This is a genomic window from Gordonia otitidis (genome assembly GCF_020735545.1).
Lineage (GTDB): Bacteria > Actinomycetota > Actinomycetes > Mycobacteriales > Mycobacteriaceae > Gordonia > Gordonia otitidis.
On the sequence record NZ_CP085974.1, the window covers coordinates 3530998 to 3552661 of the forward strand.

Annotated in this window: 12 protein-coding genes; 4 read left to right on the forward strand and 8 right to left on the reverse strand. The window is 66.8% G+C overall.

Annotated elements, in window-relative coordinates; all coding sequences use genetic code 11:
* Window positions 1–24: 24 nt before the first annotated feature.
* From LK459_RS16110 to LK459_RS16125, 4 genes are read right to left on the reverse strand one after another with little or no spacing between them, the layout of a single operon-like run.
* Complete coding sequence (locus LK459_RS16110) at window positions 25–807, reverse strand: ABC transporter permease (RefSeq protein WP_227919538.1); 783 nt, start codon at window positions 805–807, stop codon at window positions 25–27.
* A complete protein-coding gene (locus tag LK459_RS16115) occupies window positions 797–1846 on the reverse strand; it encodes an ATP-binding cassette domain-containing protein (protein ID WP_227919540.1) in 1050 nt (349 codons plus the stop codon). Before LK459_RS16115 ends, LK459_RS16110 begins: the two co-directional genes overlap by 11 nt.
* Entirely contained in the window at window positions 1839–2081 is a 243-nt protein-coding gene (locus LK459_RS16120; protein WP_227919542.1) for an MbtH family protein, read from the reverse strand. Before LK459_RS16120 ends, LK459_RS16115 begins: the two co-directional genes overlap by 8 nt.
* Entirely contained in the window at window positions 2078–15886 is a 13809-nt protein-coding gene (locus LK459_RS16125; RefSeq protein ID WP_227919543.1) for a non-ribosomal peptide synthetase, read from the reverse strand. Before LK459_RS16125 ends, LK459_RS16120 begins: the two co-directional genes overlap by 4 nt.
* A gap of 461 nt (window positions 15887–16347) precedes the next feature.
* On the opposite strand from LK459_RS16125, the gene rplN reads away from it, so the two are divergent.
* From rplN to LK459_RS16145, 4 genes are read left to right on the forward strand one after another with little or no spacing between them, the layout of a single operon-like run.
* Complete coding sequence (gene rplN / locus LK459_RS16130) at window positions 16348–16716, forward strand: 50S ribosomal protein L14 (RefSeq protein WP_007237905.1); 369 nt, start codon at window positions 16348–16350, stop codon at window positions 16714–16716.
* A 1-nt stretch (window position 16717) separates the two neighbouring features.
* Entirely contained in the window at window positions 16718–17035 is a 318-nt protein-coding gene (rplX, locus tag LK459_RS16135; protein ID WP_005170381.1) for a 50S ribosomal protein L24, read from the forward strand.
* A 1-nt stretch (window position 17036) separates the two neighbouring features.
* Window positions 17037–17639, forward strand: a complete 603-nt coding sequence (rplE, locus tag LK459_RS16140) for a 50S ribosomal protein L5 (protein WP_007237904.1) — start codon at window positions 17037–17039, stop codon at window positions 17637–17639.
* Complete coding sequence (locus LK459_RS16145; RefSeq protein WP_007237903.1) at window positions 17639–17824, forward strand: type Z 30S ribosomal protein S14; 186 nt, start codon at window positions 17639–17641, stop codon at window positions 17822–17824. The genes rplE and LK459_RS16145 overlap by 1 nt, the downstream gene beginning before the upstream one ends.
* A 220-nt stretch (window positions 17825–18044) precedes the next feature.
* Here LK459_RS16145 and LK459_RS16150 read toward each other — a convergent pair whose 3' ends face one another.
* From LK459_RS16150 to LK459_RS16165, 4 genes are read right to left on the reverse strand one after another with little or no spacing between them, the layout of a single operon-like run.
* Complete coding sequence (locus LK459_RS16150) at window positions 18045–19778, reverse strand: signal peptidase I (protein ID WP_227919545.1); 1734 nt, start codon at window positions 19776–19778, stop codon at window positions 18045–18047.
* A gap of 1 nt (window position 19779) precedes the next feature.
* Window positions 19780–20427, reverse strand: coding sequence for a hypothetical protein (locus LK459_RS16155; RefSeq protein ID WP_227919549.1), 648 nt, complete (start codon window positions 20425–20427; stop codon window positions 19780–19782).
* Complete coding sequence (locus LK459_RS16160) at window positions 20424–21011, reverse strand: hypothetical protein (RefSeq protein WP_227919551.1); 588 nt, start codon at window positions 21009–21011, stop codon at window positions 20424–20426. The genes LK459_RS16155 and LK459_RS16160 overlap by 4 nt, the downstream gene beginning before the upstream one ends.
* On the reverse strand, window positions 21008–21649 hold the full coding sequence (locus LK459_RS16165) for a signal peptidase I (protein ID WP_227919553.1): 642 nt from the start codon (window positions 21647–21649) through the stop codon (window positions 21008–21010). Before LK459_RS16165 ends, LK459_RS16160 begins: the two co-directional genes overlap by 4 nt.
* Between the last annotated feature and the right edge of the window lie 15 nt (window positions 21650–21664).

The window sequence follows — 21664 nt, forward strand, 5'->3', positions numbered from 1 at the left end:
CGGCTCGGTCGCTTCGGGCCGGATTCATCTGCTCGCCGCGCGACGGTAGAGCATCAGCGACAACGGCATGCACACGGCGAGGATGGCGATGCTCCAGCCGATCGAATAGCCGAGGGCGTGCTCGGCGACCCAGCCCGACGGGGGCACGAAGTCTCGTGGTGCGCCGTTGCCGAGATGTTCACGGCTCGTGGTTGCCACGGCTGTGACCGGATTCCACTCCGCCACAGTCCGTAACGGCCCCGGCAGACTGGCCGCGGAGATGAACGCCGACGACAAGAACGTCACGGGAAACATCCACAGGAATCCGATGCTCTGTGCCACTTCGACATTCGGCGCCGTCAGTCCGGTGACCGCTCCCACCCATGCCATCGCGAGGGCGAACAACACGATCACCCCGAACGCGATCGCCGCATCGGCCACAGATCCGTGTATCCGCCACCCTATGACGAGACCACTGACGACCATGACCGCGAGACCGACGAGGCCGAGGAGCATGTCCGATCCGACCCGACCGGCGATGACCGCGAGCCGCGACATCGGCAGCGAACGGAGTCGATCGATGATTCCGTCCGACATGTCGTTGGCGAGTCCGACCGTGGTGAACGCGGCGTTGAACACGACTGTCTGCGTGAAGATCCCGGCCATGAGGTACTCGCGGTAGGAGTGTCCGCCGAACGTCGCACCGAACACGTAGGCGAAGAGGAACACGAACATCAGGGGCTGGATCGTCGCGCTGACGAGCAGCGTGGGAATCCGTCGAACCGTGAGCAGATTGCGCTCGACTATGACGGCGGTGTCAGTGAACATCAGCGGTCTCCCGTACGTCGTCGGTCGGTGTCGCGACGCTGTCGGTGCTGACAGCGTGGTCGGTCAGCTGCAGGAAGACGTCGTCGAGCGTCGGCCCGGCCACCGAGACACTGCGTACCGGTGTGCCGACCGCATCGAGTGCGCGGACAACGTCGGGGATGTCGTGCGCGCCCTCGGCAACGGGCACCGACCACTGGTCGGGGGCCGACCGGTTCGGCGATCCGACCCCGATCGCGGCGAGCGTCCTCGAAACGAGAACCGCTTGCGCGCCGGTGGGTTCGGCGTCGAACTCGACGGTCAGGATCTCCGGTGTGATCGAGTTCTTGAGTTGCTCGGCGCTACCCTGTGCACGAATCCGACCGTGGTCTATCACGGTGATCTCGTCGGCAAGCGTGTCGGCCTCCTCGAGGTACTGCGTCGTCAGCAGCACGGTGGTACCCGCGCGCACCTGTGACGCGATCAGATCCCAGATCTGTCGACGACCGCGCGGGTCGAGTCCCGTCGTCGGCTCGTCCAGGATGACCAGACGCGGACGATTGACGAGCGCTCCCGCGAGGTCGAGCCGCCGCCGCATGCCGCCCGAATAGGTGCGCATCGGACGATCGGCGGCGTCGCCGAGTCCGAGGTCGGTGATCATGTCCCGCGCCAGTTCGGCCGCTTCGCGTCGTCGGTGGCCGTAGAGCTGCGCGACCATGCGTAGGTTCTCGAAACCGGTGAGGGTTCCGTCCACTGCGGCGTATTGTCCTGAGACGCCAATGATCTCGCGTGCACGGTCGGGTTCGCGCAGCGCGTCGATCCCGTCGACGGTCACCGTGCCCGCATCGGGACGCAGCAGCGTCGCCACCATTCGGACGGTGGTGGTCTTACCGGCCCCGTTCGGGCCGAGGAGGGCGTGGACGGTGCCCGCGGGGATCGTCAGGTCGAGGCCGTCCACGGCCGTGACGATGCGTCGGCGCCGCCCGAGGCCGGAGGTGAACACCTTTCGTACACCCCGCAATTCCAGCGCGTTGGTGGTCGGGATGTCGATGGGATCAGTCATCCTGTGTCGCCCGGTCGGCATGACTGCTCCCTTCCATCGCTTCGATGAGGCTCGCGGGCCGCAGATCGGTCCAGTTCTCCTCGACGTAGGCCAGACATTCGTCGTGGCCGGATGGCCCGAACACGCTGCGCCAACCGGCGGGGACCGGAGCGAACCGAGGCCACAGCGAATGCTGGTTCTCGTGGTTCACCAGGACCAGGAACACGCCGTTGACGTCGTCGAACGGGTTGGTCATGAGTCATTCCTCTCGATGTGGTGCCGCGCCGTTCGACGCGGCCGTGGGGATAGGACGTCGGCAAAGGAGATCACATTCTCCGGCAACAGCATTCGTGCGTGTGAGCAGTCGACGTCGATGTTGTGGATCGTTCCGTCGATGTAGGGGTGCCACCCGTCGACCGCCGGTGCGCCGGGCTGTGCGGCCCTGGTCGCGGACACGAAGGTGACGTCTCCGTGGAACACCCGCGGACGCCACGGATGTGCCAGCGCACCCGCATTCTCGAACACGTGGTGCACCGCACCGAACTCCGCTCTCGAGAGCCCGCCGAGAAGACCACCCGCGTGTCGTACCGCATGCCAGGCGGCGTCGACGTCGGACGTGTCGGTGAGATCGGTGGTGGTGATACCGAATTCGCTCATCAGCTCTGCAACCGACGATTCGGTGGCGAGATCGGGACGGTCGGAGAGCACGTAGCAATCGAGAATCGTCAGATCGGCCACGTGCTCGCCACTCTCGGCGAGAATGACCGCGATCTCCTGTGCGATCAGGCCGCCGAGCGACCAGCCGAGCAGATGGTAGGGCCCGGTGGGCTGTACCGACTGGATCTGCTCGGCGTAGTACGCGGCCAGCTCGCCCAGTGACGACGGCGCCCGCCGGCCGGACAGTTCGGGATTCTGCAGTCCGTAGACGGCGCGTCCGGGTTCGAGGTGGGGCAGCAACGACGCGAACGCCCAGGACAGCCCGATCGCCGGGTGGACCGCGAACAGCGGTGTGTTGACCGGGGTGGAGTGCTCGGGCGTCGTGCGCAGTGGTATCAGTACCTGCCACGCAGCGCGGGAGTCGGTGGCCGCAGTCGGCTCCGACCCACCGGTCGCCTGGTCGAGACCGGCAGCCAGTTCGGCGGCTGTTGGCGCAGCGAACACATGGTGGGCACGTATCTCGATGCCGAGCACCGACGTCAGTCGATCGGTGAGAGTCGTTGCCTGCAAGGAGTTCCCGCCGAGATCGAAGAAGCTGGCATCCGCGGCGACCTCGTCGACGGGCAGCTCGAGGACTTCGGCGAACACCTCGCAGATCGTCGATTCGGTCCCGGGTCGCGGAACTCGGCCACGCCGCACGATCACCGGTGCGGGCAGGGCGGCACGGTCGAGTTTGCCGACAGGGGTCAACGGGATCTCGTCGAGAATCGTCACCGTCGCAGGCACCATGTGGCGCGGAAGGCGTTGTGCCACAGCACGTCGTAGCTCGTCGTCGGTGATACCTGAATTCCCGGCATCGCCGACGAGGGTCACGTAACTGTCCAGTCGAGCGCCATTGCCTGTCGCTGCGTGGTCGGACGGGGGCTCGACGCCGCCGACGACGGTCACCGCGAAGTCGACGCGGGGGTCCGCGGCGAGCGCGTCGTCGATCTCGCCGAGTTCGATCCGGAAGCCGCGCACCTGCACCTGGCTGTCGCTGCGCGTCACGTAGGACAGTCTCCCGTCGGCCGTCCACCGCACCAGATCGCCGGTGCGGTACATGCGACGGCCGGCGAACTCGTCTCCGGCGACCATCGGGACCGGTACGTACCGCGACGCCGTGAGTCCCGGTCGACGGTGATAGCCGCGGGTCACCTGCGAACCGATCAGGTACAGCTCGCCGATGACACCGACCGGAACGGGGTGGAGCCTGGCGTCGAGGACGAGTGCGCTCACGCCGTTGTTCGGTGTGCCCATGGTCAATTCGTCGTGTGCGCGCAGCGGGTCGCTCGCCGTGGTGATCACCGTGGTCTCGGTGGGACCGTAGACGTTGATGACCCGGCGGCTCTGCGATCCGCGCTGACGTCCCGATCCCCGGTGGCCCGCGCCCCACCGCCGGGCGAGATCGGCGCCGAAGGCTTCTCCACCGATCGCCAAGCAGTGCAGCGTCGAGACGTCGGCCGGCGACATGCTCGCGATGGCAGCAGGTGTGATGAACGCGTGCGTCACACGGTTGTCGGTGAGGAACCGCGCGAGCGGTTCGCCCCCGTACAGGTCGGTCGGTGCGATGACCAGACATGCGGAGCCCGCAGCTGCCAGCAAGAACTCCAGAACCGACGCGTCGAAACTCGGCGACGCGAAGTGCAGCACTCGTGAACGCGAGTCGGGAGACATACGGGTGCGCAACTCGTCTCGCACCGCGCGCAAACCGGAGTGCGGCACGAGCACACCCTTCGGACGTCCCGTCGAGCCGGAGGTGTAGATGATGTACGCCAACTGGTCCGGGCGAGCGGGGATGGCCTCGGCGCTTGTGAGCGGCGCCGACGACTGGCGCGCCAGACGGGCGAGAACGGCGTCGTCGTCGACGGCGATCACCGGTGCGGTCGACGGCAACCGGTCACGGGTCGCGGTGTCGGTGACGACGAGCTGCGCGCCACTGTCGGCGAGCATGTGCGCAATCCGCTCGGGCGGATACGTCGGATCGACCGGTACGTACGCCGCGCCGGATCGCACGATCGCCCAGATCGCCACCAGCGCCTCGATGGACCGGGGGATGGCCATGGCCACCACCGGTTCCGGATCGGAACCCGGTCGTGCGCCGCCGCCGATGCCACGGCCGAGGAGTAGGCGTGCCAGTCGGTGCGCGCGGGCGTCGAGTTCGCGGTAGGTGATGTCGACGACGCCGTCGGTCGCGGCGATGTGGTCCTGGCCGCAAGTCACGGCTGCGTCCAGGATTTCGCCGAAGGTCATCGGCTCGCCGGGACGTGGGCCGCTGGCCGGTGCCACGTCGGCCACCTCGAGCGGATCGGTGACGCGGATGTCACCCACGGCTCGCTCGGTGTCGGTGGTGATCGCGCGCACCACTCGCAGGAACCTGACGGCGAGATCGTGTGCCTCGCAGTGACGATAGCGGTTCGTCGCGTACGTCACCTCCAGGGCCGCGTCGGATGACTGCAGGCCCGCGAGAGTGAACTGCAGAGCGAACTTCGCCTGCGCGGCACCCACTTCGCCGACCTCACCGACGAGTCCGTCGACGAGCTGGATGCGGCCGTGCGCGATGTCGGCGCCGAAATCGTGGACGGACAGCGCGACGTCGAAGAGCGGGTGGCCCCCGGCCGACCGGTCGGGATTGACTGCGGCGACGACATCGTCGAACGGAACGTCCCCGTGATCGAGGGCGTCGAGGTCGTCGTCGCGCAGCCGACCGAGCAGTTCGCCGACGGGTTCGGAGCCGTCGATCCGCGTGCGCAGAGCCACCGTGTTCACGAACATGCCGACCACCCGGGCGAGATCGGTATCCGGCGAATCATGCAGTACTCGGTTCGCGACCGGTGTGCCGATCACCACGTCCGAGCCGACTCCGAGGCGGTACAGCAGAGTGGACAACGCGGTGTGGAGGACGGTGAACGGTGTCGTCGAATGCGCGCGGGCACACTCCGTCACGGCACGTCGGAGCTCGTCGTCGAGCGGTACCGACACAGAGTCGGCGGCCGGCACGGCATCGGCCGACATGGAGGCGGCGGTGGAGATGGAGCCGTCCGGTGTGCCGGGGGTGCTCGACCGGACGGGCCGCATCGGTGTGGGTGCGGTGTCGGCCGGTGCCCCTGCCAACGCCGTCGTCCAGTAGGCCAGTCGGTCCCCGTCGGACGAGTGACGTGCAGACGTCGCGGCCAGCGCCGCGTAGTCGCGGTAGTCGAAAGACGCCGCCTGCCAGCCGGTCCGGCGCCCCCGACGTCGCTCTGCGTATGCCGTGGACAGGTCGTCGACCAGCACCGGCAGCGACGCGCCGTCGGCGGCGACATGGTGCACGACGAGAACCAGGATGTGCTCGACGGTGGTGTCGTCGGAGATCCGGGTCAGCAGGTGCACGCGCAGGGGAGGCTGCGTCGAGATGTCGATGGGTATGGCACACAGGTGCGTGATCAGCGCGGTCGCATCATCGTCACTGCGGTAGCCGAGTGGCTGCATGTGCCCGATGGTCCGTTCCGCCCCGATGAGCAGGCCACCGGCCGAGGCGGGCGGGTAGATGGTGCGCAGACCGGCGTGCCGCGACGCGAGATCGACCAGCGCGTCACGCAGCGCTCGGCGGTCGAGGGGGCCGGTCAGGCGCAGTGTGAAGGGCATCAGGTAGTCGGTCGACGCGGAGTTGGCGCGTGCGAGCGACAACAGTCGACGCTGCATCGGCGCGATCGGAATGACACTGCCACGCGGGGGGATCACCGGTGTCTTCGTCGCCGTGGCTGTCGGCTCGGTCTCACCGACGAGCGTGGCCAGAGCGCGCACCGTCGGATTGTCGAAGATCTCGCGAACGCGCAGTCGGTGACCGTCGCCGGTGCCGAGCCTGGCAGCGAGAGTGGTCGCCTGCAGCGAGGTACCCCCGGACTCGAAGAAGTCGGTGTCGGGACCGAGGCTGTCAGCGCGCACACCGAGCACGGCCGCCATGGCCGTGGCGACACGACGCTCGGCAGCGGTCGTCAGATCTGTTGTGGCGCTCGTCGTTGCGGTCAGGGCTGTCGTGGGTGTGTCGGGTACGGGCAGTGACCGACGATCGATCTTCCCGTTGGGCGTCAGCGGCAACCGATCGAGCACGACGACGTTCGACGGCACCATCTGTCGCGGGAGGGTACGTGCGACGTGCGCGATGAGTGCGCTGTCGCTGAGTGTGTCGGCCGCTCTCGACGACACGTACGCGATCAAGCGGGCGTCGGCGCCCTCGCCGTGGACGACGGTGATCGCGGTGTCGACGTCGGGATGTGTTGCCAGAGCGCTGCTGACCTCGTCCAGTTCGATACGGAATCCACGCACCTTGACCTGGTTGTCGCTGCGACCGTCGAACACCAGTGAACCGGAGGTGGTGCGGTGGACGACGTCGCCCGTGCGGTACATGAGCGCTCCCGACACACGGGGGTCGGCGACGAATCGACTTGCGGTGAGGCTGGGACGGCCGAGATATCCGCGAGCGATTCCCGGACCTGCCAGATACAGTTCGCCGGGCACCTGGTCGCGGACAGGAGCCAACCTGTGGTCGAGAACCAGTGCCGTGCAGCCGTTCACCGGCTCGCCGATCGTGATGTCATCGCCTGGCTGCAACGGCTGCGACATGGTGGCGACGATCGTCGTCTCCGTCGGTCCGTAACAGTTGACGTAGTGTCTGCCCGGAGCCCAGGCCGCGACGAGCTCGGGTGGCGACGCCTCACCGCCGACACCGAGGGTCCGCAGTTGTGGAAGCGGTCGAGGGGTGGCGGCCATGAGCGCGGCCGGCGTGATGAACGCGTGCGTGACGGCGGTGTCGTCGAGGAAGTCGACGAGTTCGTCGCCGCCGTAGATCGTCGGTGGCGCGATGACCATCGTGGCGCCGGCGTCGAAGGCGAGGAGGAACTCGAGGAATGTCGCGTCGAAGCCGGGCGACGCGAAATGCAGTGTGCGGTCGCCGGAGTGGACGTCGTAGCGATCACGCTGGCTCTGACTGAACGCCCCGATTCCCCGGTGGGTCACCGCGACGCCCTTGGGCGTACCCGTCGAGCCGGACGTGTAGATCACGTAGGCGGCGGCATCCGCTCGGCGGGGAGCGGGGGCGGTGGTCGAACCCCCCGGTTGTTCCAGTATCTCGGGGGTCAGCCAGCGCACGTCGGATGTGGAGTGTTTTGCGATGGCGGTGTCCGGATCGGTGATCCCCACGTGTGTGTCGCAGTCTCGGATCATGTGCGCGATGCGCTCGGCGGGATATCGCGGATCGATGGGCAGGACCACGCCACCTGCGCGAAGTACCGCCCACAGTGCCGCGACGAAACGCCACGACCTCGGAAGTGCCACTGCCACGATGTGTTCTGGCCCCACGCCCTCGTTGCGCAATCCGGCCGCCCACTGTGCGGACAGGTCGTCGAGTTCGGCATAGGTCAGGGTCATGTCGCCGTCCACGACAGCGACGAGATCGCGGTGCCGTGTGGCTGTGAGATCGAGCAGATCGGCGAGATGTACCGGGTCCGGGGAGACCGCGGTGGCCGTCGACGGGGCGTTGACGAGATGCTCGTCGATGCGTTTGCGCGGGTGTGTCACGAGCTGGCGCGCGAGTTCGACGAAATCGTCCGCCAACTTCTCGACGCGGGAGCGGGTGAAGACGTCGGTGGCGAACGTCATGCGCAGGGTGTCGCCGCGCGACTGCACCTCGAGGTCGAACCTGACTGCGCCGGTGTCGACTTCCTCGACCGCGGTGCGGAGGTCACCGAGTGCGATGTCGGACGTCGTGAGCGGATCGTCGTCGACGGTCAGTGAGATGGTGAACAGCGGGTGGCGGCCTGTTCGGGGTGGGCGCACGGCAGCCACCACAGCGTCGAACGGCATGTCGGCGTGCGACAGGGCATCGAGATCGGCCCGACGTACTTCGTCGAAGAGTTCGGCGGCCGACCACCCGCCGTCGACACGGGTCCGCAACACGACGGAGTTGACGAACATCCCGACCAGGCCCGCGAGGCGCGGATCGGCACGGCCGGCGACGGGGGTTCCGATGACGATATCGGCGTCGGCGCCGACGGTGTGGACATCGGGGTCGGCGCAATGCCTGCGCAGCAGTGCTGCGAGTACCGCGTGGATGGCCATGAACTCGGTGGTCGTCGCACCGCCCAGTTCGGTGAGGCGTTCGCGTAGCCCGCGGTCGAGGGCTACTTCGACGACGTCGGCGCCCTGTTCGACATCTACATCGTGAGCGTCGGGGGCATCGGGAAGCAGGACCGGTGCGGAGTCGACGCCGTCGAGCGCGGTGCGCCACCACTCGGTGAGCGCGGGAAGACGGGTATCGAGCGACTCGCGCTGCCAGCGGAGGAAGTCGCGGTAGACGAGGGGGAGCGGATCTGCCGATGGTGATCGACCATCGGACAGATCCGCGTAGGCGCCCGCGAGGTCATGCGCGAGTGGCGCCATCGACGCGCCGTCGGCGGCGATGTGATGCACGACGACGGTCAGTTTGTGGTGGTGGGGTTCGTCGGTCAGCCGGTGTAGTCGGACTCGGATCGGTAGGTCCCGGGTGAGGTCGAACGGACGCTGCGCCAATGCCTCAGCGACACGAGCCCACTGGTCCACCGACACATCTGCATCGACGTGGAGCACCACGCTGTCACCGGAGCAGACCGACAGCTCGGGGCGGCCGTCGCTTTCGGGGTAGACCGTTCGCAGTGGCTCGTGCCTGTCGATCACCCAGTTCAGAGCACCCTCGAGCGCGTCCACGTCGAGCGGGCCGCGAATGTCGAGTGCGAAGGCGATCGAATAGGAGGCGGGCGGAAGGTCGTCGTCAGCGGTGTCGTTCCCGAGCGTGTTGAGGAACCAGAGCTGTTCCTGGGCGGGTCCCGGTGTCACCGGCGAGGTCGGATCATGCTGCAGGAGTGCGTGTTCGGTTTGGGGTTCACCGTGTGCTCCCGCGAGCAGGTCGCCGGCGGGTCCCGCCCACTGCAGGGCGAGTTCAGCAACGGTCGGATGGTCGAAGATCTCGCGAACGGGCACTCGGGTACCGGTGCGCTGTCCGACGGAGTCGGCCAGCTGTGTCGCGAGTAGCGAGTTTCCACCGAGGTCGAAGAAGTCGTCGTCGACACCGACGTCGTCGGCCGATCGGCCGAGCACCTCGGCGAACAGGGACATGATCGTGCGTTCGGCCTCGGTGCGTGGAGCCGTCACGTCGGCGTCGCGTGTGGCTGCGGCGTCGGGCGTTGGTAGGGCGCGCATGTCGATCTTGCCCGCGGGAGTGGTCGGGATCTCCGGGACGACGACGATGGCCGTCGGGATCATGTGTCGCGGCAGACGGTCTCGCAGCCTGGATTGGATCTCGGCGTGCGCACGAGAGCTGATCTGCTCCGATCGGGTGCGGTCGAGGGCGACGAATGAGACCAGGCGTGCGGTGGCACCGTCACCGTCGACGACACTGACCGATGCCACCACCTCGTCGAGTGCGGTGAGTGCGGCGTCGACCTCGCCGAGCTCGATGCGATGTCCACGTACCTTGGCCTGGTGGTCGGCGCGCCCTCGGAACTCAAGGCGATGATCACGCGTCCACCGGACCAGGTCACCCGTGCGATACATCCGATCTCCGGGGTCGCCGAACGGATTGGCGACGAACCGCTTCGAGGTGAGCCCGTGGACCCCGTGATAGCCACGCGCGAGATGGGTTCCCGCGACGTAGAGTTCACCCGTCGTACCGGGGGCGACCGGCTGCAGACGTTCGTCGAGCACGACCGTCGACACCCCGCGGATCGGCCTGCCGATGGTGACTCGCGGGGAGTAGTCGCTCGTCGCGGTGTCGACGATCGGGTCGGACACCGTTGCCACGACCGTGGTTTCGGTGGGGCCGTAGGCGTTAAAGATGGTTGTCGTCCCCGACCACCGACGCACTGCCTCGGGATTGGGATGCTCGCCGCCGATCACCAGAACGTCCAACTCCGGTACCGCGGTGGGATCCATGGTGGTGAGCAGCGACGGTGTGAGGAACGCGTGGGTCACACCTGCCGAACGCATCAGGTCGGTCAGCTCCGCGCCCGCGGCGGCGTCGGGTCCGACGATCCGCATGGTCGATGCCGCGGAGAACGCCATGAGCAATTCGAGGACCGAGGCGTCGAAGCTCGGTGACGCCATGTGCATCGTGCGACTGTCGGCGCGGAGTCCGAACTGCGACACCTGTTGCGCAGCGAAGTCGGCGAGCCCTCGGTGGCTGACGACGACACCCTTGGGTGTGCCCGTCGTCCCGGAGGTGTAGATCATGTACGCGGGTTGGTCGACGGAGAGGTCGGCCGTGCGGGCAGTGGATCGACCATCGGAAGGTTTCAGGTCATCGAGGGTGAGCGTCGAGATGTGTTGCGCTGCCGTGCCGAGTGTGGCGAGCGACCCGGTGTCGGTCACCAGCAGGCAGGCGCCGGAATCCGTGAGCATGAAGTCGATGCGTGCGGGTGGATAGGTGGGATCGATCGGCACCCATGCGGCGCCGCACCGCGTCACCGCCCAAACCGTACGCACCCAGTCGATTCCCCGCGGCAGGGCGACTGCGACGAAGTCCTCGGGACCGATTCCTTCGCTGCGTAACCGCTCGGCGAGAAGCTCGGCACCGGCGTCTAGTTCACGATAGGTCAGCGACGTGATGCCGTCGGTCACCGCGATCCGATCGGGCTCGGTGGCCACCGCTGCCGCGATGATCGACGAGAAGTGTTCGACGGGTCGGGTTCCCGCGCCGACGGCCGGGACGAGCCCAAGTCGCTCGCCGAGGTCGAGCATGCCGATGTCGCCGACCGGTCGCGTCGGATCGACGGTGATCGCGGCGATGATCTTCGCGAGTCGGCTGCCGAGGCCCGAGACGGTGGCGGCGTCGAACAGTTCTGTGGCGTAGCTGATCTCGACGTCCATACCGGCCGGGCTGCCGTTGTCGTCGGTGTGCTCGACGAAGGTGAACGAGAGGTCGAACTTGGCGCGTCCGATCTCGACGGGTGTCGCGGTGGCCGTCAGTCCCGGCAGGTCGATCGTGATGTCGTCGCGGTTGTCGACCGACACCGACACCTGGAAGAACGGATGCACCTGCGCCGACCGCTGCGGGTTCAGTTCGTTGACCAGGTGGTCGAACGGGACGTCGGCGTGGTCGAACGCATCGAGGTCGGCGTCACGGACGGCGCGGAGAATCTCGATAAACGAGGCGTTCTTGTCGATGCGCGTCGGCAGGGCGAGGGTGTTGACGAACATGCCCACCAGGGTGTCAACGTCGGCGTCACCCCGACCCGACACCGGTGTGCCGAGCACGATCTCGTCGTTCTGGGCGAAACCGCGGAGCAGCGTGGCGACCGCGGCATGGATGGCCATGAACAGCGTGGCGTCGTTGTCGGTGGCCACACCGGCCAGTGCGCCGTGTCGCCCCGCCGGCAGGCGAACGGAGACGACGTCACCGGTCGTGGCGGAGCGATGGGTACGCGGACGGTCGTGCGGCAGTTCGGTTTCGGTGGGAGCGTCGGTCAGGCGTGCACGCCAGAAGTCGAGGTCGGCGGAGACGTCACCGTGAAGTGCTTCCTGCTGCCCGACGGCGACGTCGGAGTAGGTGACGGGTAGTGGCTTCCACCCGGGCGCGGCTCCGGTGAGACGCGCACGGTAGGCGGTCGCGAGGTCGGCCGCGAACGGAGCCAACGACCATCCGTCCGCCGCGAGGTGGTGGATCACCACGACGAGCGTGTGGTCGTCGGGCGCGGCGCGCAGCAACCGGACGCGGATCGGGATGTCGCGGGTGAGGTCGAATCCCGCGGCGGCGACGTCTGCGGCGCGTCGTGCCACCTCGTTCTCGACGCCGTCGACCTCGTCGGTGCGAGCAAGATCGTCGACGGGCAAGGCAACCGACACGGCGCCTGGCGCATGGATGTCGAGGTATGCCTGGCCGTCGCGCTCCGACACCGTGCTGCGGAGCGGCTCATGTCGTGTCACGACGTCGTCGAGGGCGGCGTGTAGCGCCTCGACATCGAGTGTCCCGATGAGTCGGATCGAGAATGGGATGTGGTATGCCGCTGCGGAATCCGGGTCCAGGCGTGCGGTCAACCACAATCGGTGCTGCGCGGGTGACAGCGGGATGCGCTGACCGCGTGTCGCGCGGGCATGCGGAGAACTCGTGGCAGGCCGTACGTCGTCGTGGACACCCGCGCTGGACAGGGCCGCGGCGAGCGCTGCGAGATCGGGCGCGTCGAACACGGTGCGCAGTGGCAGCCGGTGCCCTGTCACACGTGCGAGGCGGGCGCTCACCCTGGTTGCCGACAGCGAGTTTCCGCCGAGCGAGAAGAGGTTGTCGGACATCGAGACCGGCACGGCTGATCCGAGGACGGCGGCCACGGTGTCGGCCACGGCGCGTTCGAGTGCCGTGCGCGGTTCCACTCGCCCTGTGGCCGGGGCAGGCCGTGTCGGGGAGGGAAGCGCCGAGCGGTCGAGCTTGCCGTTGGTGGTCGTCGGAAGAGCGGGCAACACACAGATGGTCGTCGGAACCATGTGCGCCGGAACGTGTTCAGCAAGTTCGCCACGGAGGTCCCTGGAGTCGAGCTCGTCAGAGCCGGAGACGTACCCGACGAGCACGGTGCCTCCGACCTCGGCATCGTCGAGAGCGACGACCGCAGCCGCGTGAACGCCGGGCAGCGTCGAGAGCGCCGATTCGACCTCCCCTGGCTCGACCCGCTGTCCGCGGATCTTGACCTGCGAGTCGGCACGTCCGAGGTAGTCGATCTCGCCGCTCGCGCGTCGGCGCACGAGGTCGCCGGTGCGGTAGAGCCTCGCGCCGTCACGGCGTGGATCGGCGACGAACCGCGCTGCCGTCAGGTCGGGGCGGTTCGCGTAGCCGCGCGCAAGTTGAACGCCGCCGAGGTAGAGCTCCCCGACCGCCCCGATCGGCTGCGGCATCAGGTGATGGTCGAGCACGTGGGCACTGGTGTTGTCGACGGGCGCACCGATCGGCACATCACCAGCGTCGCTGCGACATGCATCGTGAAAGGTCACGTCGATGGCGGCTTCTGTCGGACCGTAGAGGTTGTGGACCGGCGCCGACGTCAGTGCTCGGATCGCGCCCACGGTCGCGGGAGCGAGCGCCTCACCGCTGGTGAAGATCTGTCGCAGCGAACTGAGCGAGTCGCGTGACGACGCCGCCTCGTCCATGTGGGCCTCCGCGAACGCCGACAGCATCGACGGCACGAAATGCACTGTGGTGATGCCATGTTCGGCGATCACGTCGCGTAGATACCACGGGTCGCGGTGTCCGTCGGGGCGGGCCACGACGAGCGTGGCGCCCGCGATGAAGGGCCAGAAGAACTCCCAGACAGAGACGTCGAATGTCGCCGGGGTCTTCTGCAGCACCCGGTCATCGGCGGTCAGGTGGTAGTGGTCCTGCATCCAGCGGAGCCGGTTGACGATGGCTCGGTGGTCGATCACGACACCCTTTGGGCGCCCGGTCGATCCCGAGGTGAAGAGCACGTACGCGGGATGGTCGGGGCGGGGTGCGCGCGGATGTGCCGACGCGACGTGCACGGCCGGGTCGGGCGCTGCTGTCAACTCGTCCAGCGACAGCAGCGTCGTCGCGATGTCGTCGGGTGTGTCCGACGAGCCGGTCTGCGAAGACCACTCCGGCGCTGCGATGACGGCAGCAGGTCTGGCGGTCTCGAGGATGTGTGCGAGTCGGTGCGGCGGCTCGGCCGGATCGATCGGCAGAAACGCTGCGCCGGACCTGATCACCGCATGGAGCGCGAGCACCTGGTCAGCGCTGCGTGGAAGAGCAACCCCGACAACCGATTCGGGTCCGATGCCGCGTGACGAGAGTGATGCTGCAGCGGCGCGTGCACGTGCGGTGAACGTTGCGATGTCGAGTTGGGCGACGTCGGGTTCGATGACCGCAACGTGAGTTGCGATGCTGTCGGCGAACCCTTCGTCGAGCAGAGACAGCAGCGTCGACCCGTCGTCGTCGACGCTGCGCCCGTGCGCGGCGTCGTCGATGGCTTCCATCTCCGCCGACGTCGCGGGCACGAGGTCGACGACCGGTGTGTGTGCCGGGGCGGTGGCGAAGCGTCGGAGGAAGTCGACGATTCGGCTGTGGTGCCGAGTGATGTCCGCGGCGGAGTAGAGGTTCGGGTTGGCCTCGAGGTCGAGTCTCATGCCGCCGGTGAATCCGTCGTAGACATTGATCGACGCGTCTTCGACGGGACCGGTGGACAGCACGTTCAGCGCACCGCGTAGCGAGCCGAAGTCGATGTGCTCGAAGAAGAGCATCACGTTGACCATGGGGCCGAAGAACCCGCGTGTGCCGTCGGTTCGGCCCAGGATGTCGGCACTGATCTCCTCGTGGCGATAACGCTGATGCCGCACCGCGTGCTTGATGTCGGAGTTCGTGATGCGCAGTGCATCGGCAATCGTGGTGGTGGCGTCGAAGCCCATACCCACCGGCACGACGTTCGACGTGAGTCCTGCGGAGGTACGCAACAGGTCGGTGTCGCGGCACGCGACAGGGAGACTCAGCATGGCGTCGTCACGGTCGTTGAGCCGGGCCAGATAGAGGGCCACTGCCGCGGTGATCACCGAGGCCGTCCGCACACCGTGCTCGGCGGCGCGAGCCCGGATGGTCTCGACGAGGTCGGCGTCGAGTTCGACGCTCTCGACCGCGGCGACGGGCGCCGCGGGCGCGCTTGCCGTCGACAACGAGGTGGGTGGCGGAGCGTCGGCACCCCCGGGGCGTAGGCGCTGCTCCCAGAATTTGCGGGCTTCGACGAACGCGGCGGATGCGCGGTAGTCGTGGTCGATGTCGGCGATCTGCGACATCGACGCACTCGTCGACGGGGGAACTGCGGTGCCTGTCGTCATCGCGGTGTAGTGCGCGGCGACCCGGACCATCATGAACATGGCGGCGTATCCGTCGAAGGCCACGTGATGGCCCCAGCAGTACCAGAGCACATGGTGGGGGCCGAGGCGCAGCAGATATGTCTCGAGGAGCGGATCGGAGTAGACGTCGACGCGTCGTGACCGGTGCTCGTCGATCCACGCCAGCGCGCGCCCACGAGGATCCTCGGCATCGGAGAAGTCGAGGAGCCCGAGCTCGATCGTCCTGGCACGGTCGACGACGATGCGTGGCTCGCCGTCCTCGTCGTCGACAACGCGCAGCAGGCCCGACTCGGTGTCGTGCGCCGTCGACCGTACGGCCCGGTCCATGACGTCGGCGTCCACATCGTCGAAGAACTCGGCAAACGCCGCGACCGACATCGGGATGTCCGGGTCGAGCTGCTGGGCGAAGAAGATGCCACGCTGCGCAGCGGTCAGAGGCAACGCGTGCCCTTCCGCGTGCCCGGCCCCGACCTGGCTTCCGGTGACGTGAGTCGTGCTCACCTCGGTGCTCACTGTGCCTCCTCGTGGTGTGACCGACGGCGGCCGTGCCGGGCCGATCGGTCGGTGCTGGTGGTGGCCCCTGTGACCTTGGATCTGCTCGTGCTTCGCGTGACGAACCGGTGCAGATGGGTGCGGATCGCAGAAAAGATCGCGCTCGCATCGAGCCCCGGGGGAGAATGGGCAGTGCGGCAGGCGACGACGTTCGGGCGGCGTCCTCCGACACCGATTTGGCCCGGACCTGCGGTTTCGCCTACACTTGTGGGGTTGCCTGCGGCGCCGAGCGCGTCGCGAATCGGCTCGCGAACCCACCAGGTGGTTGCGCCGGATCGCAAGATCTCGGCAAAACCCCAGGCAGGCGTGTGTCCGGTGGTGACAGACCGTGTGCGTCGGGTCGGAAATCCGGCGCACAGATGCGGTGGTCCATTCACGTGGATCCGCCGTGTCGACGACATCCAGGTCAAGGAGACTAACGAGTGATTCAGCAGGAATCTCGCCTGCGGGTCGCCGACAACACCGGTGCCAAGGAGATCTTGTGCATCCGCGTGCTGGGCGGCTCGTCTCGGCGCTATGCCGGCATTGGTGACGTCATCGTCGCCACTGTCAAGGACGCCATCCCCGGCGGCAACGTCAAGCGGGGAGAGGTCGTCAAGGCGGTCATCGTGCGCACCACCAAGGAGCGCCGTCGTGCGGACGGAAGCTACATCCGTTTCGACGAGAACGCCGCCGTCATCCTCAAGGGTGAGAGCGACCCCCGCGGTACCCGCATCTTCGGCCCGGTCGGCCGCGAGCTGCGTGAGAAGAAGTTCATGAAGATCGTGTCGCTGGCACCGGAGGTGATCTGACATGAAGGTGCACAAGGGTGACACCGTGATCGTCATCTCGGGCAAGGACAAGGGCGCCAAGGGCAAGGTCATCCAGGCCTTCCCGAAGGAAGAGCGTGTTCTGGTCGAGGGCGTCAACCGCATCAAGAAGCACACCGCTGCGTCGGCCAACGAGCGTGGCGCGGCGTCGGGCGGCATCGTGACCCAGGAGGCTCCGATCCACGTGTCGAACGTGATGGTCGTCGACTCCGAGGGCAATCCCACCCGCGTCGGCTACCGCGTCGACGAGGAGACCGGCAAGAAGGTCCGGATTTCCCGCAAGACCGGGAAGGACATCTGATATGACCACCACAGAAAAGACCGAGAACCAGGCCGCCTCCGGTAACGGGCCGCGTCTCAAGCAGCGCTACCGCGCCGAGATCAAGGACGCGCTCAACACCGAGTTCGACTACGCCAACGTGATGCAGATCCCGGGCGTCGTCAAGGTCGTCGTCAACATGGGCGTCGGCGACGCCGCCCGTGACTCGAAGCTGATCAACGGTGCGGTCACCGACCTCGCCCTGATCACCGGTCAGAAGCCGGAGATCCGTCGCGCACGCAAGTCGATCGCACAGTTCAAGCTGCGCGAGGGCATGCCGATCGGCGCTCGCGTCACACTGCGTGGCGACCGTATGTGGGAGTTCCTGGACCGCCTCGTGTCCATCGCGCTTCCCCGTATCCGCGACTTCCGCGGACTCTCGGACCGCCAGTTCGACGGCAACGGTAACTACACCTTCGGCCTGAACGAGCAGTCGATGTTCCACGAGATCAACATCGACAACATCGACCGGCCGCGCGGTATGGACATCACCGTCGTCACCTCGGCCACCACCGACGAGGAAGGCCGCGCGCTGCTGCGCCACCTGGGCTTCCCGTTCAAAGACAACTCCGTGAAGGACAACTGATGGCAAAGAAGGCTCTGGTCAACAAGGCCAACAAGAAGCCCAAGTTCGCCGTGCGGGCCTACACCCGGTGCAACCGCTGCGGTCGTCCGCACTCGGTGTACCGCAAGTTCGGCCTGTGCCGTGTGTGCCTGCGCGAGATGGCACACGCCGGCGAGCTGCCGGGCGTGCAGAAGTCGAGCTGGTGACCCAGCTGCGCTGACTCAACTCGCCGGCCGGCCGGCCCGCGTTGCGGCCGCCGGTTGAGCTTGTCGAAACCACGACCCCGTCTCCCCCTGTGGGAGGCGGGGTCGTCGTCGCTCCGTATGACAGGAGGGCCGATCTTCCGGCGCGTGCGTCATACGGATCGGGAATGAAGTCGGGAGCGGGTCGGGCCAGTGCTCGATCCGGTCGATCGACGGTTCGGGCCTATCGTCCCGTGGATTCGGCGGACTCCGTGGCGGTCGAGGCGGGCGTGGACGCGGTCGTCGACGTGGGTGCGGACGACGTGGTCGAGGGGGCAGCAGGTGTGCTCACGACGTCCTCGGACTGCCAGCTCGTGCCGACCCTTCTCACCAGCACGGTCGTCCCGTCCGGCTGGTACACGGTGAGGATGTCGTCGGTGGCGGCCCAGGCAAGGGTGGAGCCCGACTGCACCGTGTCGGTGAACAGCGTTGTCCCCGAGGACGTGTCGGTCAGAGTCAGGGTCGTGCCGGAGATCGATGCCGTGACCTTCGACGATGGCGATGTCGTGCCGGAGGCAGCGGTTGTGACCGTTGAGCCTGACGCGGTGGAATCGGCTGCAGTGGAATCGGTTGTGGGGGAATCGGTTGTAGGGGAGATGGATGAGGAGCGCGCGGTGCTTCCAGCTGTGGCAGGTGACGCCGATGGCGTCGTCGACGTAGGGCTGGTCGATCCGGATGCGGCACCGGCGATGGTCGATGGCGCTGAGCTCGACGAGGCCGAGGCGGCGGCAGCGGTACTCGAGGTCGACGAGTTCGCTGCAGCTTTGAGCGCGAAGCTCTGCACGCCGGCAGACACGTTGGGCCATGTGTAGTTCGCGGTGCCGTCAGTGGATCGCACGCCGCAACCGTAGTTCCCTGCTGTGGTCGCGTAGACGTAGCCGTATGCGAAGTTCGCCGACACAAGCTGATCGGATGTGCGCACGGTGCGAACGGTGAAGATCTGACCGTTGGCCGACGTGATGTCGGTACCCACTACGTCGGCCGGTGCCGTCGCGACGTAGCTGAGAGTGTTCGACGTCAGGGTGTGCTGCGATTGATAGGTCGTCGGGGTCGGATCGTGATCGGCCGGTACCGCAACACCTTTGGGAAGAAAGCTCACCTGCACCGAGAAGCCGGACGACGGTGCGGTCCAACTGATCTTGCATCCGCTCGTAATCGGCGCCGTCGAAATAGTGACGGCGCCCCTGGCGCCGGGGATCGAGTTGCCGAATGTGCCGGCGGTGATCGAGCTGACCATGGTGGCGGTGTCGGTCAGCGGCGCGGCGTGTGCTGTGCCTACCTGTTGGGTCGCGAGTGCGACGGACAACGCGATCGCTACCGCGCCCGTGGCACTCGCGTGGCGAGCGCGGTAGCGTGCGTTCCGGGTTGACGGGCGAGCCCGACGCACAGTCCGTGACAGCCGACCGCTGTGATCGCTGTCGTCGTCAATGGAGCGATGGCGTCGAGAACCCTTGTGGCGGAAACCGACGTAGAGCAGGAAAAGGGAGGCGAGAAAGGTCAGGACGCGACCGGCAGGTGTCTGCATCCACGACACCGCGTAGCCGGCCAACGGCGCCACGACGACGACTCGGGTGGCTGAGCCGATGACATACGGCGCGGGATCGGGGTGTCGGTTGGCGTCGCCCTTGAGGTATGCGGTCACGGCCACCTGCGACGACGCTGCGGTGCTGACCACGCGGTGGGTGACGCGTCCACCGTCCGGCTCGGACACGCTGACGACGTCGCCCTGGTGTAAGTCGGGTCCGCGGACGGGTACGGCGAGTGCGAGTGATCCGACAGGCATCGTCGGTTCCATCGATCCCGAGCGGACCACAAGGGGAGCGATACCGAATACGTGAACCGCAATGGTGCTGACGACGCAGACCACTCCTAGGAGGGCTCCAACGGTCAGCGCGACTTGGCCGGCTATGTGGCGCATGTCAATTCGCCTGCGTTGCTGTGAAGGTGAACGTCGCTGTGACGCTTTGATTCTCGTCCGCTGTATAGAGTACGTCGGGGTCGACGGCGAACCATACGCAGAGCGATTCCGACTGCCCGGCAGCCAGTGACCGGGTGCCGATCCACGGATAGGTCTTACCGGTCGCCCACCCCGGCCACGGTACGTATCCGGTGTGTGTCGGCAGCGTCGGGATCGAACTGCTCGTCGTTGTGTTCAGCCCCGGCTCCAGTGTTCCGATCGTGGTTCCGCCCGAGCACTTTCCGACCCCGTTGGCATTGACCGGAGTGGCATCGGAGTACACTCGGAACACGCCGTGGTCGTACATCACTCCGGTTGCCACCGGAGCGACGACGGCACTGTAGGTGAGGTTGTATGCCCCGGCGTTCTTGACGGTGAGGGTCGCGGCTCGGGAACTGCCGGGCTGCATATCGGACTGGTTCATCGCGGTCCACGTGAGGGAGTCCTGCCCATTCAGTTGCAGATCGACCGATCCCACGGTGAATGCTGCCGTCGTCACGCTGGCCGAGTCACTCCACGACGCCATGGTCGAGAATGCGCAGATGCCGAGCACCATCCCCAACGAGCAGAGTGCGCGCAGGCGGGTGGAGACGAGTGTGCGAATGATCATTGCTGCTGGATCGCTCCGAAGGTGTACGCACCGGTGTAGGTTGCTCCGGCGACTGCTGTGCCATCCAATGTTCCGCGCAGACAGACCAATTGCGTCTGCCCGCTGTGCAAGGTGAGGTAGCCGCCTGCCGTGGTCAGTGGGGTTCCGGGAAGCGTGATGGCAGTCGATCCGTCGCAAGCGCTGCTGTCGGTTCCGGTCATCGCGGAGGCGGTGAGCGTCAGGTGCTTGTCAGAGGTCGCGATGGCGGTGAGTCTGTATCCCAGACTGGTGTCACCTCCGTTGGCGACTGTGATCGACACCGTCTTCATGCTCCCCGGGCTCATCGCGGATCCACCGAGGGACGATAGGGCGAGGCTGTGACTACCACCCGCTGTCAGTACAAGCGCTCCGGACGAGATGTTCGACGTCGACGCCGGGACGCCCGAGGTCCACGATGCCATCGACTGACGTATCGACACACCGATCAGGATCGTGATGATCAGTGCGACAAGACATGTGGCCAATGTTCTTGATCCTCGCCGACGATTGTGTGCGTGGGCGCGTGGCGTCGACGCTGCGGCGTTCGACGAGTGCACGGTGGTCACGGCCCCTCCCTCCGAGCAGTCAGGCGTGCGCGGCGTCGATCCAGTGCCGCGGAGAGCAACATGTATGCGGCGTAGACCAGCAGTAGTCCCACCACCACATACACCGCGACCATGTGCTCGCGTCCAGTGATGATCTCGTTCAGATATCCCACGTACGGCACGTGATACCAGACCTTTCCTCTCACCTGTACGGCTCGCACGGGTGCCGGGTCGTCGCTGGGATTGTTGTCACCTCTGGTCGTGAATAGTCGCTCACCACGACCGTTCTGGCCGACACCGACTATCCGGTGCGTGACGACGTCGGTTTGTCCGGAGCGCAGTTGGTAGGTGATCACATCGCCGGTGCGTAGGTCGGCTGGATCGACCTGCCTGCTGACCACGAGGGTTCCCGGCGGCATCTGAGGCCGCATCGACGACGTCTGGATGGTGTAGGGCGTTGCATCGGTGAGACGGGGAATGACGACAACCGCAGCGAGGAGGGCCAGCGCGACGAACAGCAGTAGCCAGCTGCATGTCTGTCTGATCAGCCCGGTGGATTCGGAATCTTGCACGAGTGTGTCTTTCGCGTCGGCGTCGGCGTCGGCGGTACCTGCGGACGAATTGACACGTGACGTATGGGTGTCTTTGGTGATGGACATCGATGCTCGGCCTCC